The sequence below is a fragment of the Litorilituus lipolyticus genome (assembly GCF_006439335.1).
Lineage (GTDB): Bacteria > Pseudomonadota > Gammaproteobacteria > Enterobacterales > Alteromonadaceae > Colwellia > Colwellia lipolytica.
Genome location: NZ_SAWY01000001.1, coordinates 88,287 through 111,987, shown reverse-complemented (window position 1 = coordinate 111,987; position 23,701 = coordinate 88,287). Strand labels below are relative to the sequence as shown.

Sequence of the window (23,701 nt, the reverse complement as noted above, 5' to 3'; positions counted from 1 at the left end):
ATTTTAATCGCTTTACAGCAAAAGAGTATTATTCAGCTTTATGTAAAACTTCTAATACTTCAATACGTGCAACCTTAACTAAACCTGAAGATTTTAATTGTTTTTGAGATTCAATTAAATCTTGTTCGCCAGTTACACGAAGCACAGCAATTTGAGTACCTGCGTAAGCTGATACAATATCTAGACCTGTTGCTGAGCTAACATCGTTAGCTGTTACACCAGATTTTAATAATACAGAGATATTACCTGATAAAGGTGATAATTCATTAGTTAAAGTATTTCTAACTAAGGTGCCTTTACCAACGCGATCAACTGGAGCATTGGCTTTGACAATAGCCATATTACCGTTTGATGAGATAACATTATCTGCATTTGCGATAGTTGCTGGGATATAAGCTAAATCTCTTTTTACCACGTAAGAGCCAAAATCTGCTTTTTCGTGTTTGAATTTAGTTACTTGCTTAGTCTTTGGTAGACTTAAGTCTTTATCCATACCAGCATGAGCAGCAACAGAACTTGCTAAGAAAATACTCGCAGTTAACACTGTTAATTTATTCAATTTCATCATTTCTCTCCTACTTCTCATGACCGTAAGCACGTACCGCAATACCTTCTAAGATACTTTCAGTAACGTTGTTTGCATAACCAAGGTAACCCATTGCACCGCCATCTGCAGTAGCAAAGCTTTCCGCTGATGTATCAAGGATGCGGATTGTCCACTCACCCATGCCTGACTCGCCATAGAACGCGTTAGAAAGGAATACGCCGTCTTTTAAAATATAGCCTGGTTGTTCACCATTCTCAAACGAGTAAGAAGGGTAGGTGATCGCTTGTTTAGAAGAAAGGATCATACTCTTAGTACCTGACGGAGAAGTTACCTCAATCGCTAAATCCATACCAGCTGTTGTTTGGTTACCATTTGCATCACCGTAACCCATTTCAGCACTGAAGATATCAAATTTGAATTGCATTGCTTCGACAGCAATATCTTCTGTAATTTCAATTTTGTATGTTAAACCTTCAGCATTATTATCTGGGATAGCAGAGGCCATGGCAGCTTCATCAACTGCAGAACCAGCACCAATCCACTCAGTGATTACTTGCTCACCTAAATCTTTATCGTAAGATTTAGCCATTGCAACAGCATCACCAGCATTTACACGACCAAAACCGTATAAGTTATTGAAGTAGAAACCTGCAGCATTTTCTACCCAACCTTGGTGCGCAACAAATTCTGTTTCACCGATCATAAAGCTAATAGCTTCATTTTCTGGATCATTCATTGTACTTGTAGCTGCTAAGATATGTTTAACATCACGCCATGTTAAAGATGGGTTAGCTGATAAAATAAGTGATACAACACCTGAGGCATTTGGCGCAGCAGAAGAGGTACCGTTAAAGGTAGATGTATAGTTACAGCTAGCGTTGTCTTCATGTCCTGGGTAGTTAAACGGGAATTGAGACGCTGCAAAATCAGCACCATAGAAGTTTGACCATGCTGCAATTGTACCGCCATTAAAGCCAGAGTAACCACTTAAACAAGTCATTTGGTCAGTAGTAACCATAGCTGGCGCATAACGTCCATACTCACCTGAAGGAGCAGAAACAAATACGTTTGCACCGGCAGCAGAGTAACTTGTATGCTTACCATCAGTATTAACCGCAGCAACACTTAAGTAATACGGATGTACTTGGCTAGGTTCAAATGATGCATTGTAACAAGTTAAACCTAAGTCATTTGCACCATTTTCACTACAAACAGAGCCTTCATTACGATCATCTTCAAACGAGTTACCCGCAGACTTCATAGTTAAAGCACCCTTACCACCACGTAACATTAAGTTAGGGTAAGATTCAATTGCTTCATCAAGTTCTGAGTAACCAAAGTGAGTTGGCCAGCCTAAACCATAACTACGGTTAAATACACCAACGTTATCATTCGCACCAATACCACTTCCAGGGAAACCATGAATTAGGTATTCAGTTTGTTCTACTTTGCCTGAGCCTAAGTAGTTCATACCAATCAAGTTTGTATCAGGAGAAACACCTTGACCACCTAATCCATTCCAACCTTTAGCTGCGATAAGTCCAGCAACACTAGTACCATGATCGCCTGAAATAGAAGTTGATGTAGGGTCTGTTTTATCTAACGCGCCATCATTTAAGTTTAATGAGCGATTAGGGATTACGTTTGGCTCTAAATCTTCGTGGCGAATCTCTAAACCACTATCAACTACCACTGCTGTTACGCCAGCACCTGTAACGCCTTGTTTATAAGCGCCAACAACGTTCATGTCTTCGCCAGCAATTAGTTTAGCTTCGTCTTCTTCAAACCAGCCTTCAACTTTAGCTCTAGCTTCTTCTTCAGTTTCACCAAAAGAAACGTAAAGGGTAATTAAACCTTCTTTCATTTCATCGCTAAGTGCATAAGCTTTTTGACCTGTATTACGTAAGTGCCATTGCTGATTAATTAGTGGATCACCCATCGCAGCATCAACCATAATTTTAGCAGTTGCTGATTTACCATTTGCCGTAGCTGTGTATTCTATTTCAGCGCTTTCACCAGTTAGTGAAATGAAGCTATAGCTCATATCACTGTTTAGCTCTAAGACACCATTTGAAAAAGTATATACGCCATTTTCAGCTGTAACTTCTTCGCCATTTTCAGAGAAAGTTAAAGTGATAGCATCGTTATCAGCGTCTCTTGTATTGATAGTCCCTGTACTTGGTACCCACTGTTTTAAACCAGTAACAGTAACATTGCTAGCGGTAGGCGCACTATCTGCCTTTGGCTCTGGCTTAGGGTCACTGTCTACACAACCTGCTAACGTTAGCAAGATAGCTGTAGATAATACTGATAATTTCAGATTATTCTTTTTCATAAGTATCCTTAGTTTTTTTTTGAAAAAAAAATATAACTGAATATTCTGAATGAAACAACTGTATATTTACAAAATACAGCTCTCTCCGTAACATTTTTTTTACATCTGGTGGTTTTTTAATCAGTGATGAGGCTAAGTAGTAAACTTTTAACAAGCTAATGACGGCATATTTAAACGGCTTCAATGGCAATTGTTAAAAAAATGAATTTTTTTTAATAAGAGGAGTTTATTTTTACTAATGTGCGATATTAAGTTTCAAATTATTACCTCTTAAAGTGAAGGTGCTAAATTTAATAATTATTTTGTATCATCGTTATTTTCTGTTTTTCAAACCTATCTATGCTCTATATTCATAGAGAAACTTACTAAAAACGGTTCATTTATACTTTCAATATTGACAATATCATGCTTTAATCAAACGACTGTTTGAAATTAGACCTCTTACCAGATAGTGATTTTGGTAATTATGTTAGGAGAAACCCATGCCAGAGTATAAAGCCCCTATAAGAGACGTTAAATTTGTCATGCAAGAGTTGCTTGACTGTGACAGCCATTACCAACGATTAGGTTATGACGATGCAAGTCTAGATATGATTGATGCAATTGTGTCTGAGGCCGCAAAATTTACTGAGCAGGTGATCGCTCCAATTAACCAAATTGGTGATGAGCAAGGTTGTACTTGGAATGATGGAGAAGTTACAACACCAGACGGCTTTAAAGAAGCATATCAACAATTTGTTGAAGGTGGATGGCCAACCTTAGCTCAAAATACTGATTTTGGTGGTCAAGGCTTACCGCACTCACTTAATACTGCAATTACTGAGTTTTTTTCTAGTGCAAACCATAGCTTTGCTATGTATCCAGGCTTGAGCCATGGCGCTTTAGCAACAATTGAAGCACATGGCAGTCAAGAACAACAACAAATGTTTATGCCGAATCTAGTTGAAGGAAACTGGACTGGTACCATGTGCTTAACTGAACCTCATTGTGGTACCGACCTTGGTATGCTTCGAACTAAAGCAGAGCTCAATGATGATGGCAGTTATTCACTAACGGGTACTAAGATCTTTATTTCTGCTGGTGAGCATGATTTATCAGGGAATATTGTTCATATTGTTATTGCACGTATCCCTGGCTCTCCTGAAGGCAGTAAAGGCATCTCTTTATTCATCGTGCCAAAATATAACGTAACAGCTGATGGTGAAATTGCAGAGCGAAATGCCGTTTCTTGTGGCTCAATCGAGCATAAAATGGGTATTAATGCTAATGCGACATGTGTAATAAACTTTGATGGCGCTAAAGGTTACTTAATAGGTGAAATTAATCGAGGCTTAAACTGCATGTTTACTTTTATGAATGCTGCCCGTTTAGGTGTGGCGACAGAAGGTGTTGCTGCGGCCGAGGCTTCATTTCAAGGCGCATTAGCTTATGCAAAAGATCGATTACAAATGCGTTCTCTTACTGGTGTAAAAAATCCAGCAGGCCCTGCTGACCCAATCATTGTTCATCCTGATGTTCGTAGAATGTTATTAACACAAAAGTCTATTGCTGAAGGTGGTCGTGCGCTAGTAGCTTATCTCTCTCAATTGGTTGATATTGGTCATGCAAGTGACGATGCAGAAGAAAAAGCTAAAGCTGAGTCTAAATTGGCTTTATTAACACCTATTGCCAAAGCATTTTTAACTGAGGCTGGTTTAGAATGTACTAGTCACGGCGTACAAGTATTTGGTGGCCATGGCTTTATTAAAGAATGGGGCATGGAGCAATTAATGCGTGATACTAAAATTAGTTGTCTTTATGAAGGTACTACCGGTATACAAGCGCTTGATTTATTAGCGCGGAAAATATTGGGGTCTAAAGGCGAAATATTGAAGCCATTTGGTAGTGAAGTGACTAAATTTTGTTTAGAAAACGCTGAAGTCGATGCTATGCAGGAGTTTATTCAGCCAATTATGAGTTTCGGTGGTGATTGGCAGAAAATGACACAAAATATTGGTGCAAAAGCTATGACGAACCCTGATGAAATTGGCGCGGCTTCAGTTGACTATTTAATGTATTCTGGTTACTTAACTCTGGCGTACTTTTGGGCGAAAATGGTTAAAGTATCATTAGATAAATTAGCACAGGGTGATGAAGATGCAGCTTTTTATCAAGCCAAAATTCAAACAGCTCGCTTTTACTTTCAACGTATTTTACCTAGAGCAAATGGTCATGCTGCTTGTGTTGAAAATGGTGCTGAATCGATGATGTCTCTTGATGCTGAAGATTTTAGTTTTTAATGACTAAAAGTAATTTATTTATAAAAAGGAAGCATTTGCTTCCTTTTTTATTTCTCAAATTTTTATGTACTTATTAATTACAGTGCGCTTCTAAGATCATCTCTGCTGCTTTGCTAGCTATCATGATTGTTGGGGCATTGGTATTGCCACTGATTAAGGTAGGCATGATTGATGCGTCTACAACTCTTAAATTCGAAATGCCGTGCACTTTTAGTTGCTCATCTACCACAGCTAAACTATCTTTCCCCATTTTACACGTGCCTACGGGATGATAAATAGTATTGGCCTTAGCTTTAAGGAATTTCAATATATCTTCATCTGATTGAACGTGCTCACCAGGAGAAAGCTCTGCTAAATTATTTTCCTTTAAAGGTGTTTGATTAAGTATGGTTCGAGCAATTTTAACTGCTTTTATCATTTGCTCTTGATCGTGTTTATGGCTGAGCATATTGAGTGTTATAGCAGGCTCTAGTCTGGGATCATTTCCCAATAGTTTTACTTCACCTCGACTTTCAGGTCGCAATAGGCAGATATGCAAAGATACACCATAATTGAGTAACATTTTATGGTTTCGACCATGATCATCCATAGCACCGGGTATAAAATGTAATTGAAAATCTGGGCGAGAGGATTGTTCATTAGCTTTTATAAAGCCACCTGCTTCAGCAACAACTGAGGTAAGTAACCCCTTTCGGTCGGTGTTTTTGCTAAAAGGTAGGGTGAAGTACTTCAATGACTCTCTGATAAACCAGGCTAATGCTTTAGGCCTATAGGCAAGTAACTCATCATGAGTATGCTTAGACACTACTAAAGCATCGACGTGATCTTGCAAATTTTGCCCAACACCGGTTAATTCATGTTTTACCTTAATATTATGTTTAGTTAACTCATCTTTAGCACCAATGCCTGAAAGCATTAAAATTTGTGGGGAATTAAAGGCTCCAGCAGATAAAAGTACTTCTTTTTTAGCGAAAACCTCTTGCTCAACTCCCTTTATAGTGAAATTAACTCCATAAGCTTGTTTGTCTTTTATTAGTAACTTATTAACATGGGCATCGGTGATTACGGTTAAGTTTTTACGTGACAGGTTAGGTGTTAAAAAAGCTTTTGCGGCGCTACAGCGCTGACCACCTTTTTGTGTCAATTGATAATAGCCAATACCTTCTTGGCTGCTACCGTTGAAATCATTATTGAGTGGATAACCTGCCTGATGAGCCGCGCTAATAAACCGGTCTTGAATAATAGGTTTTGAGCGTGAATCCGCAATATTGAGTTGACCGCCCACACCATGGTACTCATCTGGGCCACGCTCTTGATGTTCAACAGCTTTAAAATATGGGAGTACTTCATCGAAACTCCAACCCTTGTTACCGAGTTCATCCCAGTAGTCATAATCTTGCCTTTGCCCCCTTATATAGAGCATGGCATTAATTGAGCTGCTCCCGCCAAGAGTCCTGCCTCTGGGATTGAAAATTGCACGATTATTTTGAGACTGTTCATTGGTAGAGTTAAATTGCCAGTTAAGAGTTTTACTCTTCATTAAATCAATAATGCCAAGGGGGAGGTGAATACTCCAATGTTTATCTTTTGGACCAGCTTCAATGAGGCATACTTGATACTTACCATCTTCAGAAAGTTTATCAGCTAAGACACAGCCAGCAGAGCCAGCACCAACAATAACAAAATCAAATGCTTTCATAATCATCACAAATTTTTTAAGGTCTGACCACTATGAGGGATTTCACTTCTTTTATCAACTAGCGCGTTTTTTAGACAAAAAAAGCGCTATAACAATGTGTTATAGCGCTTTTAACTCGATATAATTAAGAATTATAAACCTAACACTTGCTTGCCTTGTTTGAAGGTAATATCTACTGGGATATTTGCTGTTTCTAAACGAGCAAGATCTGCTGCTAAAATATCACTTACTATACCTTTGTTATTAACAAGATCCGCAACACCTTGGTAATCTCCTGTGCCTTGTAGAGTTAGAATTAATTCTGAGAGTGAATCAATAGCTGCCGACATTTTGTCAAAATCTACACTATATAACCCTTGTTCATCACGAGAAAAAGCCCCTTTTTCTTTGAAGTAGTTGAAGCGTACCATATTGGCTTTTCCGTGCGCTGAGCTTGCGCCAAAACGTACGGAGCGAAATATTCCTGCCATAAACGTGGTGTAGTAATCTTCAATTACTCCTTCATCTATTACATTTTTATCAAGCAGTTGTCTGATCATGTACAAACCAAGGATATCAGCTTTGCCTTCTTCTAGGGCAGAGGCATGCTCCTTTAACGCCTGTCTTACAGTACCTTTATCATTAATGGTGTTTTTAATACCTAAACCATGCGCCACTTCATGGAACATAGTATTAGCAAAAAAGCCGTTGAAGGTAACGTGTTGGCGTTGCTCTGGCACAATGAGTGTTGCAGCAATTGGCTGCATAATAGCATCAAATTTAGCTCGCATTGCGTTTTTCAATTGTAAACGTCGAGTGCCTTTTTTAAGTTGAACCTCTTCGTCGTTAGGTAAATTGATAGCGATGGTTTTACTGCCTGCATTTGAATGACCCGCATAATATATTACATCATAGGCATTAAGGTCTGCGTCAGAGCCAGGTGTTTCAGCTTTATACTTTTTAGCTACAGGTAATTCTTTTTGTAACTCAGGTAAATATGCGGCATATTTAGCTAATTTTTCGCTCCAAGTTAAATCCTTTATTAATACATAAGATTCAAAGGCTGCTCGGTAGCCGTAGAGTTGATCTTCGTAGTTTTCAATAGGACCAATAACCACATCAATGGGGTTGTTTTTCATATCCATCCAAGCAAAATCTGATGCTTGGTAATTATCCGTACGCATTGCTTTGGCACGCATATTCAGATAATTAGCGAATTCTTTATCATCAGCAAATGTCGCGGCTTGCTCCAAAATAGCTGCTGCTCGAGTAATGCTATCATTATAGGCTTCAGAGTAGGCAACCGTGATTAGCTTTCCTTCGCTATTTCGTTGTACTAGAGAGTAAAGGCCTGCCTTATCTTTAAGGTTACTTTGTTCAAATTCTTCCTTGGTCATATCATGAGGGTAAAACTCAGCGCCATGGGATTTTGTTTTAGTGTTGGTCAAAAAGGTTTTGTCACCATCTAACCTGTCCCAAGGACCATAGTTAAACTCGGCAAACTGTCGTGCTTTTTCATCTTCAATACTTGCTAAAAAAGTTGCTTTATCTTGTGAGAATGCTTGTTTCCAAAACAAGTCATCCATAATTTTTGAGGCGTCGATTAATAAAGCTAACATCTTTCTTTGGTTATCAGAAAGGTGACTTAAATCAGCGGTCAGTTCAACTTCTTTGTATATATTTAAACGTTCTTCAAATCCCTTTAAAAGCTGATGTTTATCAGTGCTTGTTACTTGCTTAGGTTGAGAGGTTGCTGCTGCTTGATGAACTTGACTATCACCACCACACGCGGTCAAAGAGCCTACTGAAAGCAGACAAATAAGTGACAATTTTGAAAGAGAAAATCTAGGTGCGCTCATATTTTACTCGTATTGTTATTTTAGAAGTGGCTAGAGACTATGAGATTTTATGAGCTAGTGCAATAGTCGCTTGAGATTAAAACACATGAGAAAGTGAGTGTTCCTTAAAATTAAGGCAAAAAAAAACCAGCTATTTAGCTGGTTTTTCGTATTTTCTTATAAAAACTAAGATTAAAGCGCTTTAATTGCAGCGTTTAAACGGCTCTTACTACGAGCTGCTTTGTTTTTATGGATAAGACCTTTACTTGCGTAACGATCTAAAATTGGTGTTGCAGCAGCAAATTCTTTTGTTGCTACTTCTTTGTCACCGGCTTCAATAGCTGCGATTACTTTCTTAACTAAAGTACGCATCATTGAGCGACGACTTGCGTTGTTTTGACGGCGCTTTTCAGATTGTACTGCGCGCTTCTTAGCTTGCTTTGAGTTAGCCAAGGTGAACTCCTAAAAAATTGATTATATAGCTTAAATTTAAGGCGACGAAATATGCCTTTTTTTTAGCTGTTTGTCAAATGTTTTAATTATTTTATCTAATTAAATACAATAATAAAGATTTTACAGTATAAGTGTTGTGAACAGTGATAAGTATACATTGTTTAAATGGGTAAAATCATCACATAATAGTGTTTATTTCTTCTTTTTCGGCTTAGGAGCACTTTTTTGAGTAAAAAACTCATTAAATCAGGATTGATTGTTAGTGTAATGACATTAATTTCACGTGTATTAGGTTTAATACGTGATGTGGTTATTGCTAACGTTATGGGTGCAGGGTTAATGGCAGATGTGTTTTTATTTGCCAATAAAATTCCTAACTTTTTGAGACGCTTATTTGCAGAAGGTGCTTTTGCTCAGGCATTTGTGCCCGTGTTGAGTGATTATCATCATAAAGATGAAGAAAATCATGATAAGTCATTAGCTGAAACTAGAAGGTTGATTGCACAAGTCTCGGGTACGTTAGGTGTTATTGTTTCCCTCGTGACCTTGTTTGGTATGGTTGCCTCGCCCTTATTTGTTATGCTGTTTGGTTTTGGTTGGTTTGTTGACTGGTTAAATGATGGGCCAGCAGCTGAAAAATTTGATCTTGCCGCAAGCTTATTAAAAATTACTTTTCCTTACTTATGGTTTATTAGCTTTACAGCGCTAGCGGGTGCTGTATTAAATACCTTAGGGAAGTTTGCTGTCGCCGCTTTTACTCCTGTGTTATTGAATGTCGCTATTATATTTATGGCTATTTATGGAGCCGATTATGTAGAAAACTCAGCTGCTGCTTTGGCCTGGGGGGTATTTTTAGGTGGTTTGATTCAATTTGTTTTTCAAATTCCCTTTTTGTATAAAGCAGGCGTTTTAGTTAAACCAAAATGGGCTTGGCATGCCAGTGGTGTTAATCAAATAAGAAAACTAATAATACCTGCATTGTTTGGTGTTTCTGTTACTCAGATAAACTTATTATTAGATACATTAATAGCAAGCTTTCTTATAACAGGATCGATCAGTTGGTTATATTATGCGGACAGGTTACTAGAGTTTCCGTTAGGGTTATTTGGAATTGGTATTGCGACGGTAGTTTTACCACGTTTATCAAAGTTACATGCTAAGCAAAGTTCACAAGAGTTTGCCTCAACTATTGACTGGGGATTACGTGTTGTTAGTTTATTTGGTTGGCCTGCTTTAGCGGGGCTGATGGTGTTAGCTCAGCCTATAATCATGGTACTATTTATGCGAGGTGAGTTTAGTCAGCAAGATGTGCTGCAAGTATCATTTGCGTTATTTGCTTATCTTTCGGGTTTATTAAGCTTTATGTTTATTAAGATTCTTGCCCCAGGCTATTACGCCAGAAAAGATACAAAAACACCGGTTAAAATCGGGATTAAAGCTATGGTTGCAAATATGTTGTTTAACTTAATGTTGGCGCCTTTCTTTGGTTATGTTGGCTTAGCTATTGCCACAGCATTATCAGCCACACTTAATGCCTTCTTATTGTATCGCGGACTTAAACTTAATGGTGTTTTTCAATTAGAAAAAACAACTATCTGGTTTATTGCAAAGTTAATGTGTTCTGCGCTAGTTATGGCACTTGTGGTCAATGGCTTATCCTATGATTTTAGTGAATGGCTTAAGTTGGATTTCTTAGGACAAGTTTATCATTTAATCTTTTGTATTATTTTAGGTGTTGCGAGCTATTTTGTCATGATTGCTTTGCTCGGCGTTAGAATGAGCGACTTTAAAGTAATAAAGCATTAAAAAGTATTAAATATGCAAGAAATATCAGTCAATGGTTACTGATTATTCCCACGCACTGGTATATAATTCGGCGATTTAATTTATCTACCTATAATAAACTTGGTTAATTTGGGCTCAAATACTAGATGCAGTTAGTTCGTGGTATTCATAATATTCAACCTGAAGATCATGGTTGTGTGTTAACAATTGGTAATTTTGATGGTGTGCATTTAGGGCACCAGCAAGTTATAAATGCGCTTGTTGATCGAGCTAAAGCTTTATCTTGTGTGCCTGCCGTTTTAGTATTTGAACCTCAACCACAAGAGTTATTTTCACCGAGTAGTGCTCCAGCACGATTGTGCCGTTTACGCGATAAATATAGTTTATTAGAAAAACTTGGTGTAAAAAGATTAATTTGTGTTAGTTTCAACCATAAATTTGCACAACAAAGTGCTGAACAATTTATTGAACATTTGTTAGTTGAAAAGTTAGGAATCAAGCACTTAATTGTAGGTGATGATTTTCATTTTGGTAAAAACCGTGTCGGTAATTTTTCTATGCTTGTGCAAGCAGGGAAAAAACACCATTTTGATGTGTCTGATACGGCAAGTTATAAAATGGCTGACTGTCGTATTAGTAGCACTGCTATTCGAGAAGCGTTAGAGCAAAACCGATTAGCAGAGGCGCGTGATATGCTTGGAAGAGAATATTCCATAATTGGTAAAGTGTTTCACGGTGACAAGCGAGGTCGTCAATTAGGATTTCCAACGGCGAATGTTTTACTAAAAAGGCGTGTATCTCCTTTAAATGGTGTGTTTGCTGTAACGGTATCTACAATAAATGGTGACTATGAAGGTGTAGCTAATATAGGTGCTAGACCAACAGTTTCAGGTGTAAGGCAACAACTTGAAGTGCACTTGTTTGATTTTAATAGTAATTTATACGGACAATGTATAGAAGTTACCATAAAACACAAGCTTAGAGATGTCTTGAAATTTGACACATTAGCAGCATTAACAATGCAAATAGAAAAAGATAGTGAACAAGCTCAACAGTTTTTTACTCAGAGCAAAAAATAGCAATGTAGAGTTACCAATTAACGTGCGGTTAATTCGGTATTAATATGATCAATGGCAATTAACCTTGATCCAAAATAAACGGATAATGATTTAAATGAGTGATTACAAACATACCCTAAATTTGCCCGCAACATCTTTTGCAATGAAAGGTAACATGGCGAACCGTGAACCTAATATGCTCAAAGAGTGGGCTGAAAAAGACCTGTACGGTAAAATTCGCGCTGCAAAGAAAGGTAAGAAATCATTTATTTTGCATGATGGCCCTCCATATGCCAACGGTAATATTCACCTTGGCCATGCTGTAAACAAAATTTTAAAAGATATTATCGTCAAGTCTAAGACGTTATCTGACTTTGATGCACCTTATGTGCCTGGCTGGGATTGTCATGGCTTACCAATTGAATTAATGGTGGAGAAGAAAGTCGGCAAGCCAGGTCACAAAGTGAGTGCTGCTGATTTTCGTCAAAAGTGTCGAGAGTACGCTATTAAACAAGTTAATGGTCAACGTGAAGACTTTAAACGTTTAGGTGTGTTTGCTGACTGGGAAAAGCCATACTTAACAATGGATTTTGATACTGAAGCAAATATTATCCGTGCTTTAGGTAAAATTGCAGAGAATGGTCATTTGCAGCAGGGCTTCAAGCCAGTTCATTGGTGTACAGATTGTGGTAGTGCGTTAGCCGAAGCTGAAGTCGAATATAAAGATAAGCAATCTCCAGCAATTGATGTCAAATTTGTTGCTGATGACTATGTTGCTGATAAATTCTCTCATCCCGAAGGACATTCAGGTGAAGGCCCTATTGGAGCAGTTATCTGGACGACTACACCTTGGACATTACCAGCAAATAGAGCAATATCTGTACATCCTGATGTTGAGTATACGTTAGTGCAATGTGATGGAGAGCAAGGGAAGCAACGTTTAATTTTAGCCTCTGATTTAGTCAGTTCATGTATGGACCGGTTCGGTATTGATAAATACCATGCATTAGGCTTTTGTAAAGGTGCTGATCTTGAACTTGCACAAATGCAGCATCCTTTTTATGACTTTACCGTACCTGTGATCCTTGGTGAACATGTAACTACAGACTCTGGTACTGGCTGTGTTCATACTGCACCAGGTCATGGTGTCGATGATTTTGTGGTTGGTAAAACATATGATTTAGAAGTAGCTAACCCTGTAGGAGCAAATGGTGTTTACCTTGAAGATACGCCTATTTTCGCTGGTCAGCATGTGTTTAAAGCTAACGCGAGTGTGGTCGAATTATTAAAAGAAAAAGGTGCCTTAGTACACCATCATGCGTTTGAGCATTCATACCCGCATTGCTGGAGACATAAAACGCCAATTATTTTCCGTGCTACACCACAATGGTTTATTAGTATGGATAATAAATCGTTACGCCAAGACTCATTAACTGAAATAGAAAAAACGCAATGGATCCCTGATTGGGGTCAAAGTCGAATTGAATCAATGGTAGAAGGTCGTCCTGATTGGTGTATTTCACGTCAGCGTACCTGGGGTGTGCCAATTGCATTATTTATTCATAAAGACACTGGCGCACTTCATCCACGAAGTATTGAATTAATTGAAGATGTTGCTAAACGCGTAGAAAAATCAGGTATTCAGGCGTGGTTTGATTTAGAAGCGAGTGAGCTAATTGGTGATGATGCGAAAGACTTTATTAAAGTTCCTGACACCCTTGATGTTTGGTTCGACTCAGGCACAACCCACTATTCAGTCGTTGGAGCACGAGATGAGTTTGACGGTATTGCTGATTTATATTTAGAAGGTTCTGATCAACATCGCGGTTGGTTTATGTCTTCAATGATGTCTTCTGTTGCGATGACGGGCAAAGCACCTTATAAGCAAGTGTTAACACACGGTTTTACAGTGGATGTAAATGGCCATAAAATGTCAAAATCTTTAGGTAATGTGGTAACTCCATCACAAATTACCAATAATCTTGGTGCTGATATTCTTAGACTTTGGACCGCATCGGTTAACTATACCCAAGAAATTACGGTTTCTGATGAAATCTTTAAAAGACAAGCTGATGCATACCGAAGAATTCGTAATACTTCTCGCTTTTTATTATCAAACTTAAGTGGCTTTGAGCCGGCAGAGCACTCTGTTGCGATGCAAGATATGGTTGCGCTTGATCAATGGGTTGTCGATAAAGCAGCGCGTTTACAAGAAGAAATTGTTAATGCATACAATGAGTATGAATTTCATGTTGTTGTTCACAAATTAATGAATTTCTGTACAACTGAGTTAGGTGGCTTTTACTTAGATATTATTAAAGACAGACAATATACAGCTAAAAGTGATAGTAACGCTCGTCGCTCATGTCAAACAGCAATGTATTTAATTGCAGAAGCAATGACACGTTGGATGGCTCCTATTTTATCATTTACTGCTCAAGAAATTTGGCAGGCACTACCAGCGCCAGCAAATACTGAACGTGAAGAATTTGTCTTTACCAATGTATGGTTCGATGGTTTAAGCACAATGGCTGATGATGTTACGCTTGATAATAATTATTGGGAACAGCTTTTACTGGTTAGAGCAGAAGTCAACCGAGCATTAGAATTAGCCCGTAAGGATAAAGTAGTCGGTAAAGCCTTAGAAGCTGAAGTAACCTTGTACGCAACGAGATCACTTGCAGAAAAATTAGAGCAACTTGGTGAAGAGTTACGCTTTGTTTTGATTACCTCAAAAGCACAAGTGATATCTGTTGATAGCAAAGAGCAAATTTCATCAGAAGTTATGGACACTGATGTTGAAGGGTTATGGTTAACTGTTTCTGCTGCACAAGGGGAAAAATGTGAACGTTGTTGGCATGTAACAGAAGATATCGGCGTTAACGAACAATACAATGATTTGTGTGGTCGTTGTGTAACCAATGTTGAAGGTAATGGCGAAGCACGTCAGTTTGCTTAGATTAACCTTACTTTATTGCTCTGAAAGCTAATTTCAGAGCAATTTTCATTTATAGAGATAAAACATTGAGTAAATACTTTTCTGAGACAGGACTAAAGTGGCTATGGCTAACCATTTTATGTTTATTGTTAGATCAAATATCAAAACAATGGGTGGCAAATTCATTCGACTTATATGAGTCGGTTAATTTATTGCCTTTTTTTAGTTTCACTTATGTACATAATCCTGGTGCGGCATTCAGCTTTTTAGCTGATCAAGGCGGCTGGCAGCGATGGCTTTTTACCGCAATAGCAGTAGTGGCTTGCATAATATTTACCGTATGGCTTGCTAAAACACCAAAACAGCAAGTTTTACTGAGTCTAGCATTGTCACTAATGTTAAGTGGCGCATTAGGTAACTTAATCGACCGTGTGTTATTTGGTTATGTCATAGACTTTTTAGATTTTCATTGGGCAGGTTATCGTTTTCCAGCATTTAACTTAGCCGACTCCGCAATTTTTATTGGTGCTGCTTTAATGATTTTAGACTCTTTTAAGCAAGAATCTGATAATAAAAACACGACTAAGGTTGATAGCTAATGTCTCAAGTTCAAAACGATTCAAATATTTTAGTACATATCACCATGAAACTTAGTGATGGTTCGGCTGCAGATAGTACTAAGGTAAATAATAAACCAGCAAAAATCATTATGGGTGATAACAGTATTTCATCAGCTTTTGAAGCGCAATTACTGGGGATGGAGCAAGGCGAGTCGAAAGAGTTTACCTTAGCAGCAGTTGATGCTTTTGGTGAATCCAACCCTGATAATGTTCATTATATGGATTTAGATAAGTTTTCAAAAGAAGTGCCTGCAGAGGTTGGTAACATTGTGACCTTTACTCAGCCAGGTGGTGAAATCCCAGGCATGATTACTGCCGTGTCAGGTAACTCAGTGACCGTTGATTTTAATCACCCTTTAGCAGGACAAGAAGTTACTTTTGTTATTGATTTAATTGAAATCCTTTAATTAATACTCATAAGTAAAGAACTTACAAAGTAATTTAAGCAAACAGCAAATTTAAGTGGTAAATTTATGGAAATTATTTTAGCTAACCCCAGAGGCTTTTGTGCTGGTGTTGATAGAGCAATAAGCATTGTTGATAGAGCTCTGGATATTTTTGGTGCGCCAATATATGTCAGACATGAAGTTGTCCATAATAAATTTGTTGTTGACGGTTTAAAAGAACGTGGTGCAGTTTTTGTTGATGAACTTCATGAAGTTCCTGATGATAGTACGGTGATCTTTAGTGCTCATGGTGTTTCAAAGGCGGTTCGACAAGAAGCTAAAAATCGTGAACTTAAAGTGTTTGATGCAACGTGCCCTTTGGTTACTAAAGTACACATGGAAGTATCACGTGTAAGTCGCAAAAATATTGAGTGTATTTTAATCGGTCATCAAGGACACCCGGAAGTTGAAGGCACCATGGGGCAGTACGACAGCGAGGAAGCGGGTATTTATCTTGTTGAATCGACAGACGATGTTAAAAGCTTAGTTGTTAAAAACCCTGAAAAACTCTATTACTGCAGTCAAACAACGCTTTCAGTGGATGATACATCAGAGGTAATTGATGCGCTGAGAGAAAAATTTCCAATGATTGAAGGTCCGAGAAAAGATGATATTTGTTATGCTACACAAAATCGTCAAGACGCAGTGAGATCAATTGTTAGTCAAGTCGATTTATTGTTAGTTGTTGGTGCAAGAAATAGCTCAAACTCTAATCGGTTGCGTGAAGTCGCAACTAAGATGGGGATTACGGCTTACTTAATTGATACAGCGGCAGATATCGATTCATCTTGGCTTGATGGAATAAGTAAAGTTGGTGTTACAGCAGGAGCTTCTGCACCCGCCATATTAATAAAACAAGTTGTTGAGGCATTAAAATCCTTTGGTGGCCATGAGGTTATTGAACATCCTGGCAGAGAAGAAAGTATTGTATTTGCAGTACCCGCAGAATTACGCTAGGCTTAAAGATACGCTTGATTTTATACAAAAGTGCAAGTAGTAGTACTCAATGGATTTTTACTTGTATTATTTGGTGTAAGTTGACGTACAGTTTTACGGCTGATATTTTGTACGAGAAAATACAAAGTAGCCGTGGGTGGTAGCTGTATTAATAAAAATATAATGATTGTTTACTGCTCATGAACTGCTTATGGAAGAAGTATAAAACGCTGGGTTAGCGTTTAAACCATTAATATGGTACGGAGTGGGGAGGTGGTAATGATTATTTTTTCTAAAAAGCAATTAGCGTGCTTGCTATCTTGTCTTTCTGTTCGCGTTCACTTTATCGATTCTCTTATCCCCATTAACAAAATGGCTCAATCTCTCCTTTCGCCGATTGTTCTTAAAAGTAATAAAACTAAATACTTATTTATTGGCTTGTTAAAACTTGGCAATAATTATCGCAGGAATATCTAATGCAACATACTGTAAAAATGTTATCGATGAAAAAAAATAAAGGTATGACTTTTATCGAGGTCTTGGTTGCTTTGATTATCATTGTAACTGGTATATTAGGAGCTGTGGCAATGCAAGCAACGGCTAAACAGGGAAGCTTTGATGCAATGCAAAGATCTTTAGCTTCTAGTTTGGCACAAGATATTTTGGCACGTATGAGAGCTAATAATGTTACAGAGCTTGCAAATTATGTTGGTACATACGGAGAGAATGCTCCGGCAGGCCAAATACCTGATTGCACTACAGCAGCAAGTCAATGCTCACCAGCTCAAATAAGAACTGTAGATCTATTCGAATGGACTCAACTGCTTAGAGGGGCAAATGTCCAATTAGGCGGAGTTAATAATGGTGGTCTGATAGAAGCTAGAGGATGTATTACATCAGCAGCAAATGCTGTTACGGTAATTGTTACTTGGCAAGGAAGAACAGGTACCGTTGATGGTGGACAAGCTGCAAACTGTGGTGAAGCAAGTGATAAAAGAAGACAGGTTAGAGTAGATGGTTTTATTTTTTATTAGTCAAACGGAATTAGTTAATAGTAAAACATTTGAGGTGTGCCCAAGAAAATATGAAAATTTATAAACAACAAAAGCAAAAGGGCTTTACTATTGTAGAAATTTTTATCGCCCTTACAATTGGCTTGGTTTTATTTGCAGGTGTGTTAAGTATATTTGTTGGTTTAAGTACAACAACAAAAGAAACTTCTAGCTATGGCGAACTTCAAGAAAATGGTCGATTTGCAATTAGTGTTTTAACAGCAGACTTATTAAGGCAAAATTTTTGGGGTGACTTTGGTGGGACGTTCGGACGTAGCAACCTAATCGCAGTTCCTGCACCTCCAGCAAATGACTGTATAGGGGAAGGTATTAATAATTCAACCTTTCCAGCAGCGGTTGGGCATTTTAGAACCTTATGGGGGCAATCTGTAATACAAGCAGATCCCATGGGTTGTTTCACTGATGCTAAAATTAATGCTAATGCAAACTTGCGCTCTGAATTGATTCAAATTAAACGCTCTATTGGTGAGGATTTATTGGTAGCCCCGGCAGGTAACTACTATCTTACAACGACAAATACGACGGGATCTATTTATGCTGGCGGTGCAGGTATTCCAGCACTAGAAAATAGCAGAACTTGGAGATACCAACATCATGTTTACTATGTCCGTGAAGAAGCTGTTGGCAATGAAGTTGTACCTGTTCTAATGCAGGGACGCTTGACAAATCAAGCCATGAATTTTGCGCCTATCATTGATGGTATAGAAATCATACGTTTCAGTTATGGCATTGATTCAACTGGTAACGGTGAAGTAAATACATTTGTATCTACTGACAATATGACCAATGCGCTTTGGAATAATGCCAATGGGAATCGTATTTTGGCAGTAAAAATTTTTGTTTTAGCTCGAAGTATTGCTCGAGATATAAAGTACACAAACACGAATACATATCAGTTAGCTGATACGTTTGTTGCAGTAAATGATAACTATAGACGTTTACTTTTTACTTCAACAGTCGTTTTGCCTAATAGCTATTAATGTAAATAGCGAGCATATGATAACCTAGAGGGCTAGCAATTTTGCTAGAAGTATTATGAATTACACTTTCATTAAAATGAATAAACAGAATGGGGTCGTACTTGTCGTCTCCTTAGTATTTTTAATTGCACTTACTGCTGTTGCTTCAACTCTCATGCTTAACACTACCGCAGACGTAAAAATGTCAGGGGCTAGTGAAGATAAAGTAGTTGCTACTGAAGAGGCAGTTAGTGCAATGGATGAAGTAATTTACCGACAAGTGAACCCCGCAACAGGTGGAAGTAATGCTTTTGCTTTACCTATTGTAAAATTTAAAGATGGTAATATAGATTTAAAAGCTGCTCTGATTAAAACAAAAAAGAATGTGACTACCGTGGGGGTAGGGCTACCTAATAACAAATACGTTATTGAGATACCATGCCCACATATGTCGCAGGCTTCATCTGTACAAACGCTCAGTTGTAATATACTCAGAGTTCAATTAGATAAAACATACGGAAGAAAAAACACCAGTATAGTGCAAGTAGAGTCTGGTGTTGCCCAGCCATTACTTCGCTAGCATAAGCTGCTAAACAGCATACTGATATGAGGATTAGATGATGAAAAAGTTAATAGCAAAAAGTCTTTTAACACTTAGCTTACTAGCATCAGCAAACTATAGTTACAGTGAAGATATTGAACTTTATGTCAGTGATGTAGTTAGGCAAGCTGGAAAGGGAATTAAACTACTTATTATTTTTGATACGTCAGGAAGTATGAACGATATAGATACAGACGTAAAAAATACTTTCGACTCTTCACAAACTTATGATCCTATAGGGGTGTCTCATGCCTATAATGATGACGCGTTATATTTTAATGTTGCTGGGGCAGATGGTGTTTCAACAATTCCTACTAGTCCAAGTGATGCTCGACGTTTCTTAGCTGATATTAACAGTTGCGAAACATCAAAAGCAATTCTTGAAAAATATGGTACTTATACGGGCCATATCCGTGAATTTACTGCAAAGGGCAATAACGGTAATTGGACTGAAGTACCCTCAAATAATGGTTTAAATATTGAAGTTATTGATTGTGAAGATGATGCTTACATTGTAGATAGTGCGGGGACTGTCATAAATGAAGGTAACATAAAGAATTCAAACGGTTTACCTGATGGCTATCCTAGAAATGGCTTATATTCTAAGAAGAATCCTGTTTATCATGATGGTAGTAAAACAAGCACAAATATAGATTGGTCTGCAGGAAAATTAGTTACGCTCTATACAGCCAAGTATTTACGTTGGTATTACGATCAAAGTGTTACTTACGGTGATGTGTCGAGATTGCAGCAAGCAAAAGGTGCTATAACTGAGGTAATTCAAACAACTCCATCAATAGAATTTGGTTTAGAAGTTTTTAACTTCAACTATGGTGATAGTAGTTCGGCGGGTAATGGCGGTCGAATAGTCATGGGCATTAAGAAAATGACTACATCAGCTAAAACAGAACTTGTCGATCTTATAAATGATGAATTGATTGCTGAAGGTGCAACCCCGTTATGTGAATCACTTTACGAATCAAGGCAATACTTTGCTGGGGATAAGATAGAGTTCGGTGATGATGACGTTAACGTACCAAGCTATAATTATGTCAAAAATAAACCGCCAATGGATAGTGATGTAATATCCTTAGCAAATAATTCTATGTATCAAACTCCTTTTGGTAATTGTGCAAATAGCGTCGCTCATGTCATTTTAATTACCGACGGTAAACCAACTTATGACCATGCTGCAGATGATAAAATTAAAGCGTTATCAATGCTAAGAGTGAAAAGAGATGCGAATGGCTTGCCGGTATTAGATGAAGCCGGTGAGCAAGTCATGGAAACGTTAAAATTTACCGACACCCCTCCTTTACCAAAGGATGGTGAAGGACCTTACGATGTATTTATTAACACTGAATTCAATAAAGATGGAATTCAGAGTTATATGCCTGCTTTAGCTAGTTGGATGAGTAACTATGATATAAGCCCTACTACCGATGGTGTGCAATTAGTTATAACTCATACTATTGGGTTTAGTGACGGGGCTACTGCAGCGGCTGACTTATTAGATGAAACGGCAAAAAGAGGAAAAGGATCATATACCCATGCAGGTAATGCCAAAGAGTTGCAAGCAGCGATTAGAGGTGTTTTTAATAGTTTATCATCGGGTAATGATAGTTTGACATCAGCCTCTGTGGCAGCAAATAACTTTGACCGAACACAGACGTTAGACTCGGTATATTTTGCTATGTTTAATCCTCAAAATGCATCAAGATGGGAAGGAAACCTTAAGAAATATAAAGCCGTTGACGGTGATATTACTGACGTAAATGGAAATAATGCAATATGCGACAGTAATGATGGAATAAGGTCTTTTTGCGAAGGTGCCCGCAGCTTTTGGTCTCCAAGCATCGATGGTGATGATGTAAATAAAGGCGGTGTTGCTTCTTGGTTCTCGAGTTTATCTGGAGTGGATAAAAGAACTATTTATACTGATTCAGGTGTTGGTGCTTTAATTACTTATAATCGAGAAAACTTGCAAAAAGCTTATACCGATCAAGCAGGGTTAGCGCTTGAGCTTGGTGTAAGTGGTGAAACTGATGATTCTGGTAATGATATTGAAAGCCAAGCTATTGATGACTTGCTAAATTGGTCAATGGGCATGGACGTTGATGATGAGGATTCAGACAATTTAGCCAATGATATGCGTAATGATGTGTTTGGAGACCCACTACATTCTAAGCCGTTAGTAATAAATTATGGCAACACGGTAAGAATTGTAGTTGGTACCAATGCAGGTGCACTACATATGTTTGAGGATACCGGTTCATCAGTTAAAGAAAACTGGGCTTTTATGCCAAAAGAGTTTCTTAAAAATATTCAAGTATTACGGGATAATTACTCTTCAGGGGATAAGGTATACGGTATTGACGGTGAAATTACCGCACATTTAAATGATAAAGATGGTGACGGAATTATTAATGGCACTGATACCGCATGGATTTTCTTTGGGTTAAGGCGAGGGGGAGATTCATATTACGCTTTAGACATCTCAACTCCTGATTCAGTACCACAAATACTTTGGCATAAAGATAGTAATTCAACGGGCTTTTCTCATTTGGGACAGTCTTGGTCAAAACCTAAGATTGGTTATTCATCGTTAAATGTTTCAGGAACTACTGCTAAACCTGTTGTTTTCATTGGTGGCGGTTATGATATTAATAAAGACGCACCAGGGCCTGGTACAGATGATACAAAGGGGGTGTCTGCTTATATGCTAGACGCTCAAACAGGAACATTACTATGGAGTCTAACGCCGGATGGTGGAGACAAGGTAACGACATTTGCTGGAAAGGATAGTATTGCGGCAGGTATTGCTGCACTTGATAGTACAGGAAATGGCCTTACTGATCGGTTATATATTGCCGACACGGGAGGAAACATATGGCGAGTGGATATGCCGGGTAATAAAATTGAGGAATTTTCCGTATTTAATCTCGCACAATTAGGTGGCACGACAAACGCTACCGATAGACGCTTTTTTTATGAGCCTAGTATTGTAAGAACCTTTATTTCAGAAACCATTGAAACAAAAATAACTGATAAAAATGGCAAAACTGAAACTGTAACTGTCCACCAAGAGATCCCTTATGATGCGCTGTTAATTGGTAGTGGTGACCGCTCTAACCCTCTAGGAAAAGATACTCAAGATAAGCTATATATGATCAAGGATAAAAATATATTGACGCAAGATTTTAATGTTGAAACTGTACCAACAGTTATAACAGATACTGAATTATATAATTATACTGATAATCCATTTGAAAATTATGAATCGATGACAACTGCTGAGTTGGAAACACTACAAATAGCAGTAAGCGAAAAATCAGGCTGGTATGTTAATCTAGTACAAAGTGGTGAGAAAAGCTCAGCTGAGGCTTTAGCAATTAATGGTATTGCGTATTACACTACTTATGCACCACCGAAAGATCCCGCTGAACTAGTTGGTTGTAAGCCTCCTTTAGGTGTAGGGGCATTATTTGCTGTAGATTTGACACTCGGTATTAAACGGCATAAAAACCTTGAAAATGTACGAGAGAATGATTCAAGGTTTATTGATATTAATAATGATTTCTTAGGGAAGCCAACTTTGATCGTGCTGCCAGAAGACGATGGTGATGATAAAACAAAAGATAAAGCAACAGGTGATATAATTGTAGGAGATGAAATTATACAAGCTGATTTTACCTTAAATACAACCCGCTTATATCTATATATTAAAGAGGATCAATAATGGTTCGGATACAGAAGACGTTTGGTTTTACTTTATTAGAAGTGCTTATAACCGTTGCGTTAATAGGAATTTTAGTTTCAATTGCTTACCCGTCATATACGGAGTTTGTAGTGAAGAGCAATAGAAGCGAGGCGCAACGAGAATTAGTTCGATTAGCTAACCTTCAAGAGCAAGCTTTTGTCGATAATAGAGCCTATACAGAAGATATGACACAATTAGGAGCTAATGCAGATCCATTTATAACTGATGGTGGCAATTATAGTATTGATGCTAATGTTGGGAATAATGGAACAACATTCACCTTAACAGCAACTGCGCTTTTACTACAAAAGAAAAGAGATACTAAATGCGCAAAGTTCAGTGTTACTGAAACGGGTGAAAAAGATGCAACAAATAGTGATTGCTGGGAGAAATAA

Annotated in this window: 17 protein-coding genes; 12 read left to right on the top strand and 5 right to left on the bottom strand. The window is 37.9% G+C overall.

What is annotated here, in order from left to right:
- Positions 1-28 precede the first annotated feature (28 nt).
- Positions 29-568, bottom strand: coding sequence for a hypothetical protein (locus EPA86_RS00530; RefSeq protein ID WP_246058181.1), 540 nt, complete (start codon positions 566-568; stop codon positions 29-31).
- 7 nt (positions 569-575) lie between these two features.
- Positions 576-2,882 carry a S8 family serine peptidase gene (locus tag EPA86_RS00525; RefSeq protein ID WP_140600816.1) on the bottom strand — a complete coding sequence of 769 codons (2,307 nt, stop codon included), beginning with the start codon at positions 2,880-2,882 and terminating at the stop codon, positions 576-578.
- Positions 2,883-3,364: 482 nt separating this feature from the next.
- Between EPA86_RS00525 and EPA86_RS00520 the strand changes: the two genes are divergently transcribed.
- Positions 3,365-5,161 (top strand): acyl-CoA dehydrogenase C-terminal domain-containing protein, encoded by a 1,797-nt coding sequence (locus EPA86_RS00520; RefSeq protein WP_140600814.1) that lies wholly within the window; start codon positions 3,365-3,367, stop codon positions 5,159-5,161.
- A 73-nt stretch (positions 5,162-5,234) separates the two neighbouring features.
- Here the strand turns inward: EPA86_RS00520 and EPA86_RS00515 are convergent, their stop codons facing one another.
- From EPA86_RS00515 to rpsT, 3 genes are all read right to left on the bottom strand, one after another.
- Positions 5,235-6,860 (bottom strand): GMC family oxidoreductase, encoded by a 1,626-nt coding sequence (locus EPA86_RS00515; RefSeq protein WP_246058180.1) that lies wholly within the window; start codon positions 6,858-6,860, stop codon positions 5,235-5,237.
- Positions 6,861-6,991: 131 nt separating this feature from the next.
- Positions 6,992-8,698: a dipeptidyl-peptidase 3 family protein gene (locus EPA86_RS00510; RefSeq protein ID WP_140600810.1), complete on the bottom strand. Its 1,707-nt coding sequence runs from the start codon at positions 8,696-8,698 to the stop codon at positions 6,992-6,994.
- Positions 8,699-8,869: 171 nt separating this feature from the next.
- Entirely contained in the window at positions 8,870-9,130 is a 261-nt protein-coding gene (gene rpsT, locus EPA86_RS00505; RefSeq protein ID WP_140600808.1) for a 30S ribosomal protein S20, read from the bottom strand.
- 225 nt (positions 9,131-9,355) lie between these two features.
- On the opposite strand from rpsT, the gene murJ reads away from it, so the two are divergent.
- The 11 genes from murJ to EPA86_RS00450 all read left to right on the top strand — a co-directional run bounded on the left by murJ (position 9,356) and on the right by EPA86_RS00450 (position 23,701).
- Positions 9,356-10,936 (top strand): murein biosynthesis integral membrane protein MurJ, encoded by a 1,581-nt coding sequence (murJ, locus tag EPA86_RS00500; RefSeq protein WP_140600806.1) that lies wholly within the window; start codon positions 9,356-9,358, stop codon positions 10,934-10,936.
- Between the two features lie 125 nt (positions 10,937-11,061).
- On the top strand, positions 11,062-11,994 hold the full coding sequence (gene ribF / locus EPA86_RS00495; RefSeq protein WP_140600804.1) for a bifunctional riboflavin kinase/FAD synthetase: 933 nt from the start codon (positions 11,062-11,064) through the stop codon (positions 11,992-11,994).
- A 94-nt stretch (positions 11,995-12,088) separates the two neighbouring features.
- Positions 12,089-14,932: an isoleucine--tRNA ligase gene (ileS, locus tag EPA86_RS00490; RefSeq protein ID WP_140600802.1), complete on the top strand. Its 2,844-nt coding sequence runs from the start codon at positions 12,089-12,091 to the stop codon at positions 14,930-14,932.
- Positions 14,933-14,997: 65 nt separating this feature from the next.
- Positions 14,998-15,510 (top strand): signal peptidase II, encoded by a 513-nt coding sequence (gene lspA, locus EPA86_RS00485; RefSeq protein WP_140600800.1) that lies wholly within the window; start codon positions 14,998-15,000, stop codon positions 15,508-15,510.
- On the top strand, positions 15,510-15,938 hold the full coding sequence (fkpB, locus tag EPA86_RS00480; RefSeq protein ID WP_140600798.1) for an FKBP-type peptidyl-prolyl cis-trans isomerase: 429 nt from the start codon (positions 15,510-15,512) through the stop codon (positions 15,936-15,938). The genes lspA and fkpB overlap by 1 nt, the downstream gene beginning before the upstream one ends.
- A 66-nt stretch (positions 15,939-16,004) precedes the next feature.
- The gene (gene ispH / locus EPA86_RS00475) at positions 16,005-16,934 is read left to right on the top strand and encodes a 4-hydroxy-3-methylbut-2-enyl diphosphate reductase (RefSeq protein WP_140600796.1); all 930 of its coding nucleotides are present in this window, start codon (positions 16,005-16,007) and stop codon (positions 16,932-16,934) included.
- Between the two features lie 455 nt (positions 16,935-17,389).
- Entirely contained in the window at positions 17,390-17,947 is a 558-nt protein-coding gene (pilV, locus tag EPA86_RS00470; RefSeq protein ID WP_140600794.1) for a type IV pilus modification protein PilV, read from the top strand.
- Between the two features lie 50 nt (positions 17,948-17,997).
- A complete protein-coding gene (locus tag EPA86_RS00465) occupies positions 17,998-18,966 on the top strand; it encodes a PilW family protein (protein ID WP_140600792.1) in 969 nt (322 codons plus the stop codon).
- A 55-nt stretch (positions 18,967-19,021) separates the two neighbouring features.
- A complete protein-coding gene (locus EPA86_RS00460; protein ID WP_140600790.1) occupies positions 19,022-19,525 on the top strand; it encodes a PilX N-terminal domain-containing pilus assembly protein in 504 nt (167 codons plus the stop codon).
- A gap of 40 nt (positions 19,526-19,565) precedes the next feature.
- Positions 19,566-23,285 carry a pilus assembly protein gene (locus EPA86_RS00455; RefSeq protein WP_170309519.1) on the top strand — a complete coding sequence of 1,240 codons (3,720 nt, stop codon included), beginning with the start codon at positions 19,566-19,568 and terminating at the stop codon, positions 23,283-23,285.
- On the top strand, positions 23,285-23,701 hold the full coding sequence (locus tag EPA86_RS00450; RefSeq protein ID WP_140600786.1) for a type IV pilin protein: 417 nt from the start codon (positions 23,285-23,287) through the stop codon (positions 23,699-23,701). Before EPA86_RS00455 ends, EPA86_RS00450 begins: the two co-directional genes overlap by 1 nt.

Bases quoted from the DNA above. Each gene is read 5' to 3' on its own strand.
- EPA86_RS00460 (WP_140600790.1), top strand. From the start codon at position 19,022: ATGAATTACACTTTCATTAAAATGAATAAACAGAATGGGGTCGTACTT.
- EPA86_RS00455 (WP_170309519.1), top strand. From the start codon at position 19,566: ATGAAAAAGTTAATAGCAAAAAGTCTTTTAACACTTAGCTTACTAGCA.
- EPA86_RS00530 (WP_246058181.1), bottom strand. From the start codon at position 568: ATGATGAAATTGAATAAATTAACAGTGTTAACTGCGAGTATTTTCTTA.
- EPA86_RS00515 (WP_246058180.1), bottom strand. From the start codon at position 6,860: ATGAAAGCATTTGATTTTGTTATTGTTGGTGCTGGCTCTGCTGGCTGT.
- fkpB (WP_140600798.1), top strand. From the start codon at position 15,510: ATGTCTCAAGTTCAAAACGATTCAAATATTTTAGTACATATCACCATG.
- EPA86_RS00510 (WP_140600810.1), bottom strand. From the start codon at position 8,698: ATGAGCGCACCTAGATTTTCTCTTTCAAAATTGTCACTTATTTGTCTG.
- ileS (WP_140600802.1), top strand. From the start codon at position 12,089: ATGAGTGATTACAAACATACCCTAAATTTGCCCGCAACATCTTTTGCA.
- EPA86_RS00525 (WP_140600816.1), bottom strand. From the start codon at position 2,882: ATGAAAAAGAATAATCTGAAATTATCAGTATTATCTACAGCTATCTTG.
- ribF (WP_140600804.1), top strand. From the start codon at position 11,062: ATGCAGTTAGTTCGTGGTATTCATAATATTCAACCTGAAGATCATGGT.
- EPA86_RS00450 (WP_140600786.1), top strand. From the start codon at position 23,285: ATGGTTCGGATACAGAAGACGTTTGGTTTTACTTTATTAGAAGTGCTT.
- EPA86_RS00465 (WP_140600792.1), top strand. From the start codon at position 17,998: ATGAAAATTTATAAACAACAAAAGCAAAAGGGCTTTACTATTGTAGAA.
- ispH (WP_140600796.1), top strand. From the start codon at position 16,005: ATGGAAATTATTTTAGCTAACCCCAGAGGCTTTTGTGCTGGTGTTGAT.
- EPA86_RS00520 (WP_140600814.1), top strand. From the start codon at position 3,365: ATGCCAGAGTATAAAGCCCCTATAAGAGACGTTAAATTTGTCATGCAA.
- pilV (WP_140600794.1), top strand. From the start codon at position 17,390: ATGCAACATACTGTAAAAATGTTATCGATGAAAAAAAATAAAGGTATG.